The sequence below is a fragment of the Chryseobacterium piperi genome, assembly GCF_002285635.2.
Lineage (GTDB): Bacteria > Bacteroidota > Bacteroidia > Flavobacteriales > Weeksellaceae > Chryseobacterium > Chryseobacterium piperi.
Genome location: NZ_CP023049.2, coordinates 2055265 through 2073122, shown reverse-complemented (window position 1 = coordinate 2073122; position 17858 = coordinate 2055265). Strand labels below are relative to the sequence as shown.

The window sequence follows — 17858 nt, the reverse complement described above, 5'->3', positions numbered from 1 at the left end:
AATATTAAAAACGACAAGCTAGATTCCTACGGAATGGCAATGTTTTTTATATAATCAGGCTGGAAACCATCCGAGTAACCTTAATTATTTTTTATATATTCTTAGAAATCCACCCGTAAATACCATTCAACACTTCCTCCCTGATTTCTTCATTCATAATTTCATGTCGCATATCAGGATAGATTTTATAATCGACATTATTGAATCCATCTTGTTTTAAATTATTAACTGTCTGCATAACCCCTTTTCCGAAATTGCCAATAGGATCATTCTGTCCACTTACGAAAAGAAGAGGTAAAGATTTTGGAACGTTGCTGGCCCAGTTTCTTTTTGTAGCCCGTTTGTAAATCTTAAATAAAGTGTAAAAAGCATTATTGGTGAATGGAACTCCTGAGAGCTCATCTTGGGAAAAGGTATCTCTATTGGCTTGGCTAAGGCTTAGCCAGCTTGTATCACTAAAATTTTCATCTTTTTTAAAATGGCTGTTATTCACAAAATTAAAAAGGGAATTGAAAAATGTTTTCTGGTGTGGGGCTATTCTGTTTGCTAATGAAAAGTATCCATTAAGGACACTGAGTCCGGTCAGAGAGCCTCCCGTACCTACTATGATGGCGCCTGTGAATTGATTACCAATTTTTTGAAGAAGACAACGGGTCACAAAAGAGCCCATCGAATGTCCCAGAATGAAGTGTGGAACATCAGGGTATTGACTGATCAGGTGATCATTCATCATTGCCGCATCGTTAATCAGTTTTTTATCTGGTTGATCCAATTGAAAAAATCCAATATCTTTTTTCTCGTTTACTGATTTTCCATGACCGAGGTGGTCATATGTCAATACAGCCAGTCCGTGACTTGCAAAATATTCTGCTATTTCAGAATACCTTCCGCTATGTTCCTGCATTCCATGGATGATTTGCAGGGTTGCCTTTACTTCATTGGTTTCCGGATAGAATAGGTTGTAGAAAAGTTTGGGCTGATCGTTTGTGTTTTGAGATAAGTATCCTGATTGTTGTAATGTTTGCATATAATGATGACTATTCTGATTATTTCAGAAGGTACTCAAAGATACATAATAAATAAGATAAACTAAAGTAATAGAAGGGGAGGAGTAGTGAAATTCTATCATGAGATATCATCCTAATTCTATGATTTTTAAACTTGAATCAAAATAAATTTTCCACATAATTTGCCCACGCTATTTTTTCAGAGTAATTTTGCATGAACTTAAAATAAAAGTAAAATATGTCAACTTACGTAGTTGTAGGTCTTCAGTACGGAGATGAAGGTAAAGGAAAAATCACAGATGTTTTATCTGCAAAATCGGATTATGTAGTACGTTTCCAGGGTGGAGACAATGCAGGACATACGGTTTATGTAGGCGAGGAAAAATTTGTTTTACACCTTCTTCCTTCAGGGGTTCTTCAGTGCAAAGGCAAGTGTATTATTGCAAACGGAGTAGTGGTAAATCCTAAATCTTTTATTAAAGAGGTGAACCAGATTGAAAGCAAAGGCTTGAGAACAGATCACATCTTTATCAGCAGAAGAGCGCATGTTATCATGCCTTACCACATTCTTTTGGATACCTACCGTGAAGAAGAACACGGAGGGACTCAAATCGGAACTACCAAAAAAGGAATCGGTCCTTGTTACGAAGATAAAATTGCAAGAATCGGAATCAGAATGGTAGATCTTTTAAATCCTGAGATTTTAAGAGATAAAATTGAGAAAAACCTTAAGGTTAAAAACTCTCTTTTTGAAAAATATTATGGGAAGCCTACTTTAGATGTAGAAGAAATTTACAATGAATTCTTAGAAATAGGAAAACAGCTGCAGGACAGAATTGTAGATACAGAGGTTGAGCTAAACGAAGCGATCAGAGATGGTAAAAATGTTTTGTTCGAAGGAGCTCAGGCATTAATGCTTGATATCGATTTCGGAACATATCCGTATGTAACTTCATCTTCTCCTTCAACAGGAGGAGTTTGTACAGGAGCTGGTGTTCCGCCAACTTCACTTCAGAACTTAATTGGAGTTGCAAAAGCATATTGTACTAGAGTAGGAAACGGACCTTTCCCTTCTGAACTAGACAATGAACTTGGAGAGAAGATCAGACAGATTGGAGGTGAGTTTGGAGCAACTACAGGAAGACCAAGAAGAACAGGTTGGTTAGATCTTGTTTCTTTGAAACATGCATGTATGATCAATGGAATTAATAACCTTGTTATTACTAAATTGGACGTTCTTACAGGAATTGAAAACTTAAAGATCGTAACACATTATAAGACTGAAGATGGAAAGGTTATTGATTACTTTACTTCTTCCACTGAGAAATTATATAACTACGAACCTATCTATCAGGATTTACCAGGATGGAATGAAGATCTTACAAAAGTAAGAAGCTATGACGAACTTCCTGATAACGCTCAGAAATATATTGAGTTTATTGAGGAATACTTGGGTATCAACGTATATTTAGTATCTGTTGGTCCTGAAAGAAGTCAGAATATTATCAGAAAAGAGTTATTCTAATCTGGAATAATTTAGATATAAATAAAAGAAGCGATCTCACATTTTGAGATCGCTTCTTTTTTGTTTTAACCACAAATACACAAATCCTTTTCGCTTATGTGAAATTATTATTAGTGCATTCATGATTAAAAGAAGGTAAATTATTAATAACTGAAAGTCTATCTCCTTTATTGAGAGTGAGTTATTATTTTATACATAGTTAAATTTAATGTATTGATATTTAAAATCTTCAAATATTAACATTTTGTTAAAATTTTGGCAAATGTTTTGATATTGTAATAATACTTATCGATAAGTACTATAAAAACTAATAATCACTATTCATTAACAGTTTAAATATTTTAAGTGATGAAACACCTACACAACAATCAGGAATTTCGCTTCAATGAAGTTCTTTTTGAGCATCGTAACAAGGAATATGGTGCTTACGTTTTAAGAAACGAATCAGACAAAATACTAACAAAAGCACTGTTTGTAGGTGTAAGTTTGTTGGCTGCTATTTCAATTACTCCGCTTGTGATTTCAGCGTTTAGTAATAATAACCCCATACATATACCTATTGATGGACCTCCGGTAGTTATTGATTTGAAAGATCCGGCTACTCCGGAAACGGCTCCACCAGCTGTACCAATAGTAAAACCTGTTGCACCTCCTAATGTAAAGCAGTATGATTCCTCTGTGAAAATTCCTGTCAGAGATGCAGTAGAGAAAGAAATTCAGGCTATACCAAAAGATGCAACTGCCGGATTAGTCAATAATCTTAAAGGAGAGGATGTGAAAGATAGTTATGTTCCTGTAGCCCCAACTATTGGCAGTGGAACTGTAGTTTCTCCACATATTGTGCCTCCTGCGCCACCTGCTAATCCTGGAAATTCTATAGCGGACGCAAGTGAGCTTAGCGTTGAAGCTAATTTCGTCGGAGGAATCGATTCATTCAGAAACAAAGTTATGAATAACTTTGATGGCTCAGGATTCGAATCAGACGGTATTGTAAAAACAACTATTACTTTTATTGTGGAGATCGATGGAACTATTTCAGGAATTAAAGCTAATGGTGCAAATGTTGATTTCAACAGTGAAGCTCTTAGAACCATTAAATCGATCAGAGGAAAATGGATTCCTGGAAAGAATAAAAAAGGCGAAGCCGTGAGAAGTTATTTCAAATTTCCGATTTCAATGAAGTTTGAATAATTTATAATAAAAACAAATCTTGACAGTTATCCACAAAATACTATTTTTTGTGGATAATTTTTTTAAGGGTTAAAATCCTTATTAACAATATTTTAACTCATTTTTACTTTTCATCATTCATTAAGAGCAAAGAAAAAAGTGTATTTTTGAGGCTTAAAGTTCTAATAATGGGAAAAATCATAGGTATCGCTAATCAAAAAGGGGGAGTTGGGAAAACGACAACAGCTGTAAATCTTGCAGCAGCATTAGGGGTATTAGAAAAGAAAATTTTAATCATCGATGCTGACCCTCAGGCAAATGCAACGTCCGGTTTAGGAGTTGAGGATGTTCAGTATTCTACATATAATCTCTTAGAACATAGCGTAGAAACGATCAATTGTATCAAAAAAACTACAACACCGAATCTGGATATTGTTCCGTCTCATATTGATTTGGTAGCGGCAGAAATAGAATTGGTAGATAAAGAAGATCGTGAGTATATGCTTAAAAAAGCATTACAAACGGTAAGGGATCAATATGATTACATTATTATCGACTGTGCACCAAGTTTAGGTTTGATTACCGTTAATGCTCTTACGGCAGCAGATTCTGTGATCATCCCTATTCAATGTGAATATTTTGCCTTAGAAGGATTGGGTAAGCTTTTGAATACCATTAAAAACGTTCAGAAAATACACAATAAAGATCTGGATATCGAAGGTTTGCTTTTAACAATGTATGACAGCAGATTAAGACTGTCTAATCAGGTTGTGGAAGAAGTAAACGCGCATTTCCCAGAAATGGTTTTTGAAACTATTATCAGCAGAAATGTAAGACTGAGTGAGGCACCGAGCTTTGGAGAAAGTATTTTGAACTACGATGCTGAAAGTAAAGGAGCGATTCAGTATATTCAGCTGGCAGAAGAAGTTCTGCTAAAAAATGAAAATTTAGTAAAGAATTAAAATTAAATAAATAATCGATAATAATAAAATGTAGCTCAACTGGTTTTTGATATATGGTATCAATTATCATCGATCGCTTATCATTGGTATTATCATCATTTATCAATTATATCTATGAAGGACAAAAAAAGAGCTATGGGACGCGGTTTGGGAGCTATTTTAAGTGCTGAATCCAAAGCGACTGTCAACTCTGCTACTGATGAAGGAGCAGACAAGTTTGTTGGGAATATTGTAGAGGTAGCCATTGAAGATATTTATCCCAACCCAACCCAACCGAGAACTTATTTTGACGAAAAAGCACTAAACGAACTTGCGCAGTCTATCAAGAATCTAGGCGTAATTCAGCCGATTACCCTTAGAAAAGAAGGTGAGAGGTTTGAAATTATCTCCGGAGAAAGACGTTTCAGAGCAAGTAAAATTGCGGGATTAACTTCTATCCCTGCATATATTCGTTTGGTGAATGATCAGGAGCTTTTAGAGATGGCTCTTGTTGAAAATATTCAGAGAGAAGATCTCGATTCTATTGAGATTGCATTGACTTATCAGAGACTTTTGGATGAAATCGGAATGACCCAGGAAAATCTGAGTCAGAGAGTAGGAAAGGACAGAAGTACAATCACGAATTCAATCAGATTATTGAGGCTGAGTCCTGATATTCAAAATGCCATCCGCAGTGGTGAAATCTCTGCAGGACACGGAAGGGCAATTATTAGCATGGAAAATGATGAGTTGCAACAGATTTTGTTTGATCTCATTATTAAAGAACAGCTGAATGTTCGTCAGGCTGAACAAGCTGCTACAGCACTGAAAAATCCAAAGTCACCAGCTGCCAAAAAAGTAAAAGCAGAACTTTCCAATAATTATAAAAGAGCTCAGAAAACCATTTCTGATATTTTAGATGTAAAAGTAGAAATCAAAACTACTGGAAATGGCAGAAAAGGCAAAATTGTTCTTGATTTTAAGAATGAAGAAGAGTTGGAATACATTCTATCCCACATTAAATAAATGAAGAAGATACTTTTCACTTTTTTCTTGTGCCTATGCACTTTGGCTTATTCACAAGTAAATCCTAATGACACCATTCGGGTAGAACACCATCCGAAAGACAGTGTCTCTGCGGTAAAACCACAGAAATCTGAGGCAAAAGTCATAGCGGACCTTGAAAGCGCTAATGGACCTACTGCAAAAACTTTAAAATTAAACCCTACAAAAGCAGGGTTGTATTCGGCAGTTTTTCCTGGTCTTGGGCAATTTTACAACAAAAAATATTGGAAAATTCCAATCGTTTGGGGGGCTGTAGGAACAGGAGTAGGGATCGCATTGTGGAATGATAAGCAATACAAACAATACAGAGAATATTATATCGCAAAATTGAATGGGACTCCCAATGAATTTATCGATAGCCGTCCCTGGCTGGATAAAGTAGCTTTGGCTAACGTACAGGACAGAGCAAAAAGACAAAGGGACTATGCGATAGCCATCACCGGATTGATTTATATTCTGAGTATTGTAGATGCAGTGGTAGATGCGCATCTTTATGAAAGCCGTCATGACCCTGATTTGACTTTTAAACCGGCGGTTATACAGGATCAGTTTAGTATTGAACCTCCTAAAACAGGCTTAAGTTTAAGTTATAGATTTTAATGAATACAGACACCATAGTTTACTATGGTAACAAATAATAAATAGTACATGAAAATAGCTTTAGTTGGATATGGTAAAATGGGTAAGATCATCGATGAAATTGCCACTAAAAGAGGTCATGAAATAGTTGCCCGCCTAAAAGAAACCCCAACTGCTGAAAACCTTAATAATCCAGATGTGGTAATTGAATTCTCATTACCTGAAGTGGCTTTTGATAACATCAAAGCTTGTTTGGAAAATAATATTCCTGTAATTTGTGGAACGACAGGATGGCTGGAACATAAAGATACAATAGAAAAAATGGCGGTTGAAAATCAAACGGCATTTTTATATGGCTCAAATTTTAGTTTAGGAGTTAATCTATTCTTTGCTTTGAATGAGAAATTGGCTGACCTGATGAAGAATATCAATGAATATTCTTGTCAATTGGAAGAAATTCATCATGTTCACAAGAAAGATGCTCCAAGTGGGACAGCTATTTCCTTAGCTGAAGGAATTTTTAAAAACAATCCTAAATTTGATGCTTGGAAACTGGATGAAACTCAGGAAAACCAACTGGGTATTTTTGCCATTCGTGAAGATGAGGTTCCGGGAACGCACAGCGTATTCTATAGAAGCGAAGTGGATGAAATTGAAATCAAACATACTGCTTTCAATAGAAATGGTTTTGCTTTGGGAGCTGTTGTCGCTGCGGAATGGATTAAAGATAAAAAAGGAAATTTCACAATGAAAGACGTTTTGGGACTTTAATTTGTAACAAATTCCCCTAACGATAAACTAATAAAGAAGTTGCTCAACAAAATTTAATAGAATAGGCACAAAATTTATGAATTATTTTTTAACTTATACAGTATATGTTCTCATCTTATCCGTATTAATGGGGATTTCAACATGGAAGCTGTTCAAGAAACTGGGGTATAATCCATTATTCGCTTTTATACCTTTTTATAATTATTTCATTATTCTGAAGGAAACCAAACATCCGAAATGGTGGGCTATTCTATCGTATTTGCCAATCGTGGGACCTATTATGATGTCGGTTTTTCATATTTATTTAATGAAAAAATTCGGGAAGGGTCTATTTCAGCACCAGCTTCTTACGGTTATTCTTCCTTTTATTTATATGGCAACTGTGAATTATTCGAAGGATGTGGAACTTGAAGATGAAAACGAGCTGTATCTGACAGAAGAAGAGAAAAATGAAAAAAAGAAAGATTCTTTCTTAGGCTCTATTACTTTTGCCGTAGTTTTTGCAACGATCATTCATTCTTTTATAACGCAACCTTTTGGTATTCCTACAGGATCAATGGAAAGAACATTGCTGGTAGGTGACTTCCTTTTTGTAAATAAGTGGAGTTATGGATACAGATTACCTATGCGTCCTTTAGCTATCCCATTTTTGCAGGGAACCATTTTTGATTCAGGAGAAAAAGGAAACCCTAAGGATGATCCGAAATCTTATGTAGATGCGGTTAAACTGCCGTATTCCAGAATATTGCAATTCAATAAGCCTCAGAAAAATGATGTAGTTGTTTTCAATTATCCTCAGGATTCAGTTCATACTGCAATAGATAGAAAAGATCCGTATGTAAAGAGATGTGTTGCTGTTGCAGGAGATAATTTTGAAATGAGAGGCGGGAGACTTTTTGTTAACGGAAAGCCGGAAACGGTTTTAGGAGATCAGGAAGTGCAACATGCATATACTGTAAATACAGGAGCTCAGTTAGATATTCCTTCATTGTATAATACTTATGGTTTCTTACCTGTACAGGAAATGCAAACCGATAGGGGCTTTATGTACAGATTTCAAGGTTTAACCGATAAAACGGCAGCAGAAATTAAAGCTTTACCCAATGTAATTGATATGGAGGAAAGCATTTATCCAAAGGATTCTGCGACCATTCAATATAAATTAAACGCTGATAAAACAGCTTATACAAAAAGTATAGATACTACGCAATCTATTTTCCCGGTTAACAAGCCTTGGAATCAGGATTGGTACGGACCGTTGAGAATCCCTAAAAAAGGAGATGTCGTTGCTATTAATAAAGAAACTCTTCCGACATACCGATGGATTATCTCTGAATATGAGCATAACAGTCTGGAGGATAGAAATGGAAAGATCTTTATTAATGGAAAAGAGGCTAATCAATATACTATTCAACAAGACTATTATATGATGATAGGGGATAACAGAGATGCATCGCTTGATGCAAGATTCTTTGGTTTTGTTCCTGAGGAAAATATTGTAGGAAAACCGATGTTCACATGGATGAGTTTACAAGGAGTCTTTAAAGACGCCAGCTCTACTTATCAGGCTCCATTTAAAATTCGTTGGGAAAGAATGTTCAAAGCAACGAATACAGGAGAAGCTAACAAAACTTCTTACTGGTGGATTGCAGCAATGATTCTTATCTTATTCTTTGGATGGGAATATTTTGTGAAGCTGTTCAGAAAGAAAAAAACAGAAGAAGATTTATAAGTATAATCAACTTAAAATAAAATGAAGTATTTGAAGAAATACTTCATTTTTGTATAATGAATATGAAGAATGTATTATTACCGGTGTTTTATTTACCACCGATTTCATGGTTTTCAGTTTTTACGAATACTGAGAATGAAGTTACTTTAGAGCAATTTGAAAATTTTCCTAAACAAACTTATAGAAATAGGGCCAATATTTATGGGGCAAATGGAAAACTTTCATTAATAATTCCTATTAATCATAACGGGAAAAGAGAAATTAAAGATATAGAAGTCTCTTATAGAGAGGATTGGAGAAAGCTTCATTGGAAATCTATTAAAACAGCCTATCAGGGCTCTCCTTATTTTGAGTTTTATGAAGACAAATTAATCAGGCTGTTTGAGCTGAAGGAAAAACATCTTTTAGATTTTAATCTTAAGGGGCTTGAGATTCTCCAGCAAGTTTTAAAAACAGAAAAGGCATACTCTTTGAATAAAGAATATATCAGAAATCCCGATGAAGTTAACTTTAGAGAAAAATTTTCTGCAAAATTACCTTCCGAATTTGATATGGAAGAATATTATCAGACTTTCTCAGATAAATTAGGATTTTTAAGCGACTTATCGATTCTGGATCTGATTTGTAACAAAGGACCTGAATCTTTGACTTATATAAAAAATATTAAACAATCATATTAACATGAAAAAGGTATTATTAGCTGCTATTTTTTTAGCAGGCTTTAATTCTGCTTTTGCACAGGAAGCACAAGGAAAGAGCGTTGACCCAAAAGAGAATAAAGATCTGATGACCTGGTATCATAAAGATTTTGGAACTACAAAAGTATATGGTATCAATACTGAAAATGCATATAAATATCTGGAATCTAAAGGCCTGAAGCCTAAAACGGTTGTTGTAGGTGTTTTAGATAGTGGAGTACAGGTTGATCATCCCGGATTAATCAAAAATATCTGGACGAACCCCAATGAGGTTCCCAATAATGGAAAAGATGATGATGGGAACGGATATATCGATGATGTTCACGGATGGAATTTCATCGGAGGGAAAAATGGAGATGTAGATATCGATAATATGGAGGTGACTAGAGTAGTCGCTAAATACAAGCCGATATTTGAAGGGGATGATTCTACTAAGAATAAAGCCAATCAGGCAAAAATGCCTGAGGAATTTGCGATGTACATGAAATCCAAAGATCTTTTTGCAAAGAAAAGTATTGAAGGAAAGCAAAATCTGCAGCAATATACTATGATTAATGATCTGATCCCTAATATGATTAAACTTTTAGGAGGGAAATCGGTAACTTCTGAAAACATTGCTGCTATCAAGGCTCCAACGGAGCAGAGAGACGCTATTGCTCTTCAGATTTTAACCCAGCTTTCCGAAAGCCCTGAATTTAAGGGAAAATCTTCTGCAGACTTTGAAGCAGCTATGAAGAAGGAAATGAAAGGGGCGATCGATCATTTTGCACCACAGGCTAAACAATATGATTTAAGCTATGATACAAGAGCTGAGATTGTAGGTGATAACTATGATGATTACTCAGAAAAGAGTTATGGAAATAACCATTACCAGGGACCGGATGCGGAACATGGTACTCACGTAGCGGGTATTATTGCAGGTTTACCACAAGGGAAAGAAGTTCAATATGGGGTAGCTTCGAGAGTAGCTAAAATTATGTCTGTAAGAACGGTTCCTAATGGAGATGAAAGAGATAAGGATGTAGCCAACGCAATCAGATATGCAGTGGATAATGGTGCTAAAGTCTTAAATATGAGCTTTGGTAAACCGGTTTCTCCAGGTAAAAATGTAGTTTGGGATGCATTTAAATATGCTGAAGATAAAGGAGTTCTTCTGGTAAAAGCTGCGGGAAATGAAAATGAAGACGTTGCAGAGCATCTTGCATATCCTACCAACTTTAAAAACAGTGCAGATGAAAAACCATTCGTAAACAATGTTATTGTTGTAGGAGCAAGTACCAATAAAAATAATGAGCTGAGAGCAAGCTTCTCTAACTTCAATAAGAAAATGGTGAACGTTTTTGCTCCGGGAGAAGAAATTTACTCTACAGTACCAACAAATGAGTATGAATATCTTCAGGGAACTTCTATGGCATCTCCTGTTGTAGCAGGTGCAGCAGCTGTTTTATTAGCATACATGCCGAACTTAAAACCAGATCAGATTATTGAATCATTGGTAAAGTCTAGCAATCCGAGTACTGATGAATTTGGAAATTTTTCACAGGCTGGAGGAGTTATAGACCTTAAAAGAGCTGCGGAATATGCTTACACTCATTTCTATGATGGGAAATCTGCAGGAATAAAAAAAGCTACGAAATCCATAAAAAAGGCTGTTAAAAAATAGTATATTCTACTGTATTACAGTACTTATCATGTAAAGTCCGAATTTTTCGGACTTTTTTGTTTTTATTTTTCTATTTTGGCACGGTTTTTTGTAACTTTAACATAACAAAAAAAATAAACGACAAAATGAAAAAGTTACTACTTGCAGGAATGTTGGGAACATCACTTTTTGCAGTGTCTTGTTCCTCTGTGAAAAATGCAAAAACATCACAAAATCAAAGATCTGAATTTTTAAAATTAAAAGGAGATTGGCAAATTGTGAGCATAGATTATGATAAAGGGTTGAAAATTAAGCCTTTTGATGAAGGCGCAGATGCACAATGTTTTGTAGGAAGTCATTGGAGATTAATTCCCAATAACTATACAGGAGCTTATACTTTAAACGGGGGTGGATCTTGTCCTAGTATTACACAGCCTATCAAATTTGAAACTACAGGAGGTAATACCTTTATGTTCAAAAAAATTGCTGCTGGAACTAAAGCGAAGCAGAACACTGTAGGATACTCTTTAAATATCATCAACCAAACTACAGATCAATTTTCACTGGAACAAAACATACCTTTTGATGGAAGTACCGTACGAGTAGTGTACAACTTCGAAAGAACAGGAATGAAATATTAAATAATAAACAAAAAATAAAAAGATGAAATTTACTAAAACATATATTAGTGGTCTTTTCTTATCATCAGCATTGTTGTTGACAAGTTGTGAGGCCGTTCAAAATTCGAATAACCAACAGAGAGGAACAGGAATCGGTGTTGCATCAGGAGCTGTACTTGGAGGTATTCTAGGTAATAATGTAGGTAGAGGTGGAAACGGAGCTTTAGGAGCTGTATTAGGTGGTATCATTGGTGGTGTTGCTGGTAACGTTATCGGGAACAAAATGGATAAGCAGGCTAAAGAAATTAAAGAAACTTTACCAGGTGCTGAAGTGGAAAGAGTAGGAGATGGTATTAAAGTGACAATGAATGAAAGTATTGTTAACTTTGCTTTTGATTCTTCAAACCTTACTTCTGTAGCTCAGACTAACCTGGATAAATTAGAAAAAGTATTAGAAAATAACCCTGATACCAATATCAATATCTACGGACATACAGATAGCGTAGGTAAAGATGCTTATAATATGGCACTTTCTCAAAGAAGAGCAGATGCTGTAAAAGCTTATTTAGCAGCAAAAGGAATTGCTTCAAACAGAATGTTTACAAAAGGAGAAGGTAAAACAATGCCGGTTGCAAGCAACGATACTGAAGAAGGAAGAGCTAAAAACAGAAGAGTAGAATTTGCGATTACAGCAAATGAAAAGATGATTAATGAAGCTAAAAAAGGGCAATAATTAATTTAATCTATAAATATTTTCTTAAAAGACCGCTGCGGCGGTTTTTTTTGTATTTTTATGCTGCTCATTTTGAAAATTACTATTTTTGTAACTGAAATAACATAAATGAAGAAATATTTTAAACTGCTTCGTGTAGAGCAATGGGTAAAGAATCTGTTTGTTTTTGTACCTTTATTTTTTTCGGGTAATATCAAAAACTTAGATTTACTTACCAAAAGTATTTTTGCTTTTATTATTTTTTCGCTCGCTGCCAGTGTTGTTTATATCTTAAATGATTATAATGATATTGAGGCAGACCGTCAACATCCTGAAAAAAGGAGAAGACCATTAGCGAGTGGAGCTATATCTAAATCACAGGCTATAGGGATCTTAATCGGTATTATAGTGGTGAATGTCGCATTGATCATCTTTGCTCAGGCTTATTTCCATCAGATTCTCTGGAAGTTTGCGACTATTATAGGCTTTTATTTCGTCATGAATCTTGCTTATACATTCAAATTAAAGCATGTCCCTATTATTGATATTTTTATTATTGCAACAGGATTTGTTTTAAGAGTACTGGCCGGAGGATATATCACCGGAATTACAATTTCGCAATGGGCTATTTTGCTGACTTTCGTTCTGGCATTAGTTCTGGCGATTGGTAAAAGAAGAGGAGAGCTTATTAATGCACAGGTTTCCGGGAAAACGAGACGTGCTTTAGATGGATATAACGTACAGTTTGCAGATATTGCACTTTCTATTTCTGTAACGCTGGCGATTATGTGTTATCTTATGTTCACCTTATCACCGGAGGTACAGGCTAAATTTCATGAGAGGGTCTTTTATACTGTGATTTTTGTCGTATTTGCATTTCTAAGGTATCTGCAGCAGACACTAGTGTATAACAGGACTGAGTCTCCTACAAAAATTGTTTATAGAGATCGGTATATACAGGTTACCTTATTATTATGGGTAGCCACATTTTTAATTCAAATTTACTTTAAGAAATGAGACCGAATTTTATACAAAAAGTTACCAATTGGGGTAATTTTCCCATAGTGGAAAAAGAAATGAAGTCTGAAGACAGCTTCAAAAAGATAAAAGAGTTTGTCTTAAATCATAATGAAGTTATTGCAAGAGGCAACGGAAGATGTTATGGAGATGCTTCACTGGGAGAACATATATTTTCAACAAAAAAATTAAATAAATTTATCAGTTTCGACCGTTTAAACGGCATTATAGAATGTGAGTCGGGAGTACTTCTTTCTGATGTACTCGAAATTGCAGTTCCACAGGGGTATTTTTTATACGTAACTCCGGGAACTAAATTTATTTCAGTAGGGGGTGCAATAGCATCTGATGTCCATGGGAAAAATCATCATGCGGAAGGCTGCTTTTCCGAATACGTGATTGAGTTTAAGCTCATGATCGAGAATGGTGAAATTATTACCTGTTCAAGAGAGGTTAACTCGGAAAAATTTTGGGCTACGATTGGTGGAATGGGACTTACAGGGATTATTCTTACAGCAAAATTTAAACTTAAAAATATAGAGTCTGCTTATATTCGTCAGGAAAGCATTAAAGCAGAAAACCTTGACGAAATTTTCAGATTGTTTGATGAAAGCGAAAGCTGGACTTATACGGTAGCCTGGATTGACTGCTTACAGAAAGGAAAAAATATCGGAAGAAGTATATTGATGCGGGGAGAACATGCTTTCCAGCATGAGCTTCCTCAAAATATGTCTAAAACTCCTTTAAGGCTCAAGAAAAAGCTTCAGCCAACGGTTCCTTTTTATTTCCCTGGCTTTGTATTGAATTCTCTGACTGTAAGGCTATTCAATCTTTTGTATTATAAAAAGCAATCAAAAAAAGAAGTGAAAAGCTTTATTGATTACGAAACATTTTTCTATCCTTTAGATGCCATCAATGATTGGAATAAGATCTATGGGAAATCAGGTTTTATTCAATATCAGATGGTTATTCCCAAAGAAAAAGGAAAAGAAGGAATGAAAAAAATTCTTGAAACCATAGCGAACAGTGGAAATGGATCTTTTTTAGCAGTTTTAAAGCTGTTTGGAAAAGATAACCCGGAGGCTTATAATTCATTTCCTTTGGAAGGATATACTTTAGCACTTGATTTTAAAGTCAATTCTAAACTAAAAAAGCTGGTTGAGCAACTAGATCAGATTGTCCAGGAGTTCGGCGGAAGAATTTATTTGACGAAAGACAGCATGAGCAAATCCTCTCTGACCAATTATCTGAAAAATATTCAAAATCCTAAATTTGTGTCTTTACAGCACAAAAGAATCATAAATAACAATTCATAAATGATAGTTCTGGGAAGTACCTCCGAAGTAGCACAAGCTTTTGTAGAAAAAGCTCTTGAAGAAGGAGAAAAATATGAGAAAATCTATTTGTTTACCTCTAACAGGGAAACTACCGAAAGGTTTGCAAGGCATATTGATGTAAAGTTTCTGCAACAGTCAGAAGTGATCGAACTGGATCTGATGAAAGAGATTGATTACACTAAATTTGATTATGTCAGCTCAAATGTATTATTTTGTGCAACCGGATATTTAGGTGAAGGAAGTGAAGAAGGATTGTATGATAATAAAAATACCGAAAGAATAATCAGTATTAATTATTCAAGATTAGTTCCCGTAATGAACTATTTTGCTCAGAAATTTGAAAGCAGGAGATCGGGAACAATTATAGGATTATCTTCAGTGGCAGGAGACAGGGGAAGGCAAAGTAATTTTATTTATGGAAGTGCTAAAGCTGCATTTACAGCCTACTTAAGTGGTCTTAGAAATTATCTTTTTGATAAAAAGGTTCACGTGCTGACCATAAAGCCAGGTTTCATGGAAACCAAAATGACTGAAGGTTTACCATTAAACCCTATGCTTACAGCAAAACCTAAACAGGCAGCAGCCTACATTTATAAAGCTTATAAAAATGGGAAAAATGTTGCTTATGTATTGCCAATTTGGGGAGTTATTATGATGATCATCAGGAATATTCCTGAATTTATATTTAAGAAATTAAAGCTTTAAATAAAATGAAAAAATTGTATTGTTTTGATTTTGATGGCACAATCACTTATAAGGATACCATGTTTATGTATCTTAAGTTTTACAATTCTACAAAATATCATATACAATTTTTGAGACATGTGCCCCTTTTTATATTATTAAAGCTAAGGCTGGCCGAAACTGAAAAAGTGAAGAAAAGCTTTATAGGTTCTATTCTTAAAGGTCAAACCCAGGAAAAAATAGAAAAAAAATCCAAACAGTTTTTTGAATTACATTATCCCAGAATTGTACGGGAGAATGCTTTAGACTTTATAAAAAATATAGATCGTAAAAATACGCAAAGTCTATTGGTAACCGCCTCTTTAGATATTTGGGTGAAGCCATTTGCGGAAAAATTGCAAATGCAGCTGGTATCCACACGTGCAGAGTTTAAAAATGGAATTTTTACAGGAAATTTTATTGGAAGAAACTGTAACGGAGATGAGAAGCTGGTCCGAATAAAAGAACAAATTAACGATTCTAAATACGATAAAATAATCGCTTTCGGAGATACATCCGGAGATAAGCAAATGCTCAAATGGGCAAATGAGGGACATTACCAATTTTTTCACTAATTTTGGGTTGTAAAAGTGTAATAATGCATAAACTTATTATTGGGTTTCTTGTTTTCCTCATGAGCTGTACAAATGTACCATCCCCAGTTGCATCCAATGCAGAGAAAGGGGGTGAAATTCTTGTTTCTGAATCTCAAGGAGGAACTGAAACTTCAGGTTTTATCATTCTGAAAAATCAGGAAGACCTTCAAAAGGTTATAAAAGGAAATTTAAGTCTTACAGACTTAGGTAGTACTACTGTTCATTATCCCACTTTTCCAAAAAACCAAAAAGCTGTTCTGTATAATCTGGGAACTTTCAATTCTGGTGACTACAAAATTACAGAGATTAAAAGTATTTCTGTAAAAGACAATATATTGTATGTAGAAGTTCCTCAGCGGGAGTCTGGTGGAATGCAAATACAGGTGATGTCAAATCCCTGGGTAGTTTTTACAGTACCTTTAAATTATCAATTCAATTCCGTAGCATTAAAATATTCAAAATAACAATGGATAAAATATATTTAGATAACGCAGCAACAACACCTCTTTCAGAAGAAGTTATTGATGCAATGGTAAGTACCATGAGGATGAATTTTGGAAATCCTTCCTCCACTCACAGCTTTGGCCAGGAAGCAAAGATTCTTATTGAAAATGTAAGAAGACAAGTTGCTGATTATCTTCATGTAACTCCTGCTGAAATTATTTTTACTTCTTGTGGCACAGAGTCTAATAATATGATTATTAAGTCGAGTATAGAGCACCTGGGAGTCGAAAGAATCATCAGCTCTCCGTTGGAACATAAATGTGTTTCCGAAAGTGTTATGGAGATGAAGAATAGAAAAGGAGTTGAAGTTGCTTATATTCGTCCTAATGAAAAAGGAGATCTTGATCTTAATAAATTAGAAGAATTATTAAAAGCTTCAGAAAAGAAGACTTTAGTAAGCTTAATGCATGCCAATAACGAAATTGGTAATATCACCGATTTAAAGAAAATGGCAGAACTATGTAAAGCGCATAATGCTTTACTTCATTCGGATACTGTTCAGACGATGGCTCATATGGATCTGGATCTGTCTGATATTCCTGTAGATTTTGCTTCTTGCAGTGCACATAAATTCCATGGGCCAAAAGGAGTGGGCTTTGCTTTTATCAGGAAAGCGACCGGATTAAAAGGAATTATTACAGGAGGTCCGCAGGAAAGAAGCCTAAGAGCAGGAACTGAGAATGTTTGCGGTATTGTTGGATTAGGAAAAGCATTGGAGCTTTCTATCAAAAATATGGAAAGCTATACCAATTACATTCAGGAAATTAAAAATTATGCTATTGAGAGATTATCTGCGGAAATTTCCGGAATCAAGTTTAACGGAAGAAGTGCAGAAACGGAGAATAGTCTTTATACTGTTCTAAGTGCTTTATTGCCTTATAAAAATCCGCTAATAGGATTACAGCTAGATATGAAGGGAGTTGCTATCTCCCAGGGAAGTGCATGTTCTTCTGGAGCTTCGAAGCCTTCTATGGTAATGATGATGGTTTTATCTGAGGATGAAATGGATCATTGTACACCTTTACGTATTTCATTCAGCCATATGACAACGAAAGCGGACATTGATGCTTTAGTCACTGCTTTAAAAGAAATCTCAAATGATTTCGTTATAGAAAAAACAAATGTCGAGCATAGATAGTGTTATTACTGAAAAGTAGTAATTTTGGATATTCAATTAAGCATTGAAAATAAAATAGAATATTAATTTAAATAAAATAAT

General features: G+C 34.9%; 18 protein-coding genes. 17 read left to right on the top strand and 1 reads right to left on the bottom strand.

The window, feature by feature from the left end; translation table 11 throughout:
- Positions 1-91: 91 nt before the first annotated feature.
- A complete protein-coding gene (locus CJF12_RS08915; protein WP_034682312.1) occupies positions 92-1027 on the bottom strand; it encodes an alpha/beta fold hydrolase in 936 nt (311 codons plus the stop codon).
- Positions 1028-1245: 218 nt separating this feature from the next.
- Here CJF12_RS08915 and CJF12_RS08910 point away from each other — a divergent pair, with 218 nt between their 5' ends.
- The 17 genes from CJF12_RS08910 to CJF12_RS08830 all read left to right on the top strand — a co-directional run bounded on the left by CJF12_RS08910 (position 1246) and on the right by CJF12_RS08830 (position 17777).
- The gene (locus CJF12_RS08910) at positions 1246-2532 is read left to right on the top strand and encodes an adenylosuccinate synthase (protein ID WP_034682310.1); all 1287 of its coding nucleotides are present in this window, start codon (positions 1246-1248) and stop codon (positions 2530-2532) included.
- A gap of 348 nt (positions 2533-2880) precedes the next feature.
- A complete protein-coding gene (locus CJF12_RS08905) occupies positions 2881-3723 on the top strand; it encodes a hypothetical protein (RefSeq protein ID WP_034682309.1) in 843 nt (280 codons plus the stop codon).
- Positions 3724-3890: 167 nt separating this feature from the next.
- A complete protein-coding gene (locus CJF12_RS08900) occupies positions 3891-4664 on the top strand; it encodes a ParA family protein (protein WP_034682308.1) in 774 nt (257 codons plus the stop codon).
- Between the two features lie 114 nt (positions 4665-4778).
- The gene (locus CJF12_RS08895; RefSeq protein ID WP_034682307.1) at positions 4779-5669 is read left to right on the top strand and encodes a ParB/RepB/Spo0J family partition protein; all 891 of its coding nucleotides are present in this window, start codon (positions 4779-4781) and stop codon (positions 5667-5669) included.
- The gene (locus tag CJF12_RS08890) at positions 5670-6308 is read left to right on the top strand and encodes a DUF5683 domain-containing protein (protein WP_034682304.1); all 639 of its coding nucleotides are present in this window, start codon (positions 5670-5672) and stop codon (positions 6306-6308) included. It abuts the gene before it with no gap.
- 48 nt (positions 6309-6356) lie between these two features.
- Entirely contained in the window at positions 6357-7058 is a 702-nt protein-coding gene (gene dapB, locus CJF12_RS08885) for a 4-hydroxy-tetrahydrodipicolinate reductase (protein WP_034682303.1), read from the top strand.
- A 76-nt stretch (positions 7059-7134) separates the two neighbouring features.
- Positions 7135-8790 (top strand): signal peptidase I, encoded by a 1656-nt coding sequence (gene lepB / locus CJF12_RS08880; RefSeq protein ID WP_034682300.1) that lies wholly within the window; start codon positions 7135-7137, stop codon positions 8788-8790.
- A 56-nt stretch (positions 8791-8846) separates the two neighbouring features.
- Positions 8847-9470 (top strand): WbqC family protein, encoded by a 624-nt coding sequence (locus CJF12_RS08875; RefSeq protein ID WP_394336998.1) that lies wholly within the window; start codon positions 8847-8849, stop codon positions 9468-9470.
- 1 nt (position 9471) lies between these two features.
- Positions 9472-11151 (top strand): S8 family serine peptidase, encoded by a 1680-nt coding sequence (locus CJF12_RS08870; RefSeq protein WP_034682298.1) that lies wholly within the window; start codon positions 9472-9474, stop codon positions 11149-11151.
- Between the two features lie 125 nt (positions 11152-11276).
- Positions 11277-11771: a lipocalin family protein gene (locus tag CJF12_RS08865; protein WP_034682297.1), complete on the top strand. Its 495-nt coding sequence runs from the start codon at positions 11277-11279 to the stop codon at positions 11769-11771.
- Between the two features lie 22 nt (positions 11772-11793).
- A complete protein-coding gene (locus CJF12_RS08860) occupies positions 11794-12483 on the top strand; it encodes an OmpA family protein (RefSeq protein ID WP_034682296.1) in 690 nt (229 codons plus the stop codon).
- Between the two features lie 108 nt (positions 12484-12591).
- The gene (locus tag CJF12_RS08855; RefSeq protein WP_034682295.1) at positions 12592-13479 is read left to right on the top strand and encodes a decaprenyl-phosphate phosphoribosyltransferase; all 888 of its coding nucleotides are present in this window, start codon (positions 12592-12594) and stop codon (positions 13477-13479) included.
- Positions 13476-14795, top strand: coding sequence for an FAD-binding oxidoreductase (locus CJF12_RS08850; protein WP_034682293.1), 1320 nt, complete (start codon positions 13476-13478; stop codon positions 14793-14795). The genes CJF12_RS08855 and CJF12_RS08850 overlap by 4 nt, the downstream gene beginning before the upstream one ends.
- The gene (locus tag CJF12_RS08845) at positions 14796-15521 is read left to right on the top strand and encodes an SDR family NAD(P)-dependent oxidoreductase (RefSeq protein ID WP_034682290.1); all 726 of its coding nucleotides are present in this window, start codon (positions 14796-14798) and stop codon (positions 15519-15521) included.
- A 5-nt stretch (positions 15522-15526) separates the two neighbouring features.
- The gene (locus CJF12_RS08840; protein WP_034682289.1) at positions 15527-16114 is read left to right on the top strand and encodes an HAD-IB family hydrolase; all 588 of its coding nucleotides are present in this window, start codon (positions 15527-15529) and stop codon (positions 16112-16114) included.
- A gap of 23 nt (positions 16115-16137) precedes the next feature.
- A complete protein-coding gene (locus CJF12_RS08835; protein ID WP_034682287.1) occupies positions 16138-16599 on the top strand; it encodes a protease complex subunit PrcB family protein in 462 nt (153 codons plus the stop codon).
- A 2-nt stretch (positions 16600-16601) separates the two neighbouring features.
- Positions 16602-17777 (top strand): cysteine desulfurase family protein, encoded by a 1176-nt coding sequence (locus CJF12_RS08830; RefSeq protein WP_034682285.1) that lies wholly within the window; start codon positions 16602-16604, stop codon positions 17775-17777.
- Positions 17778-17858: the final 81 nt, after the last annotated feature.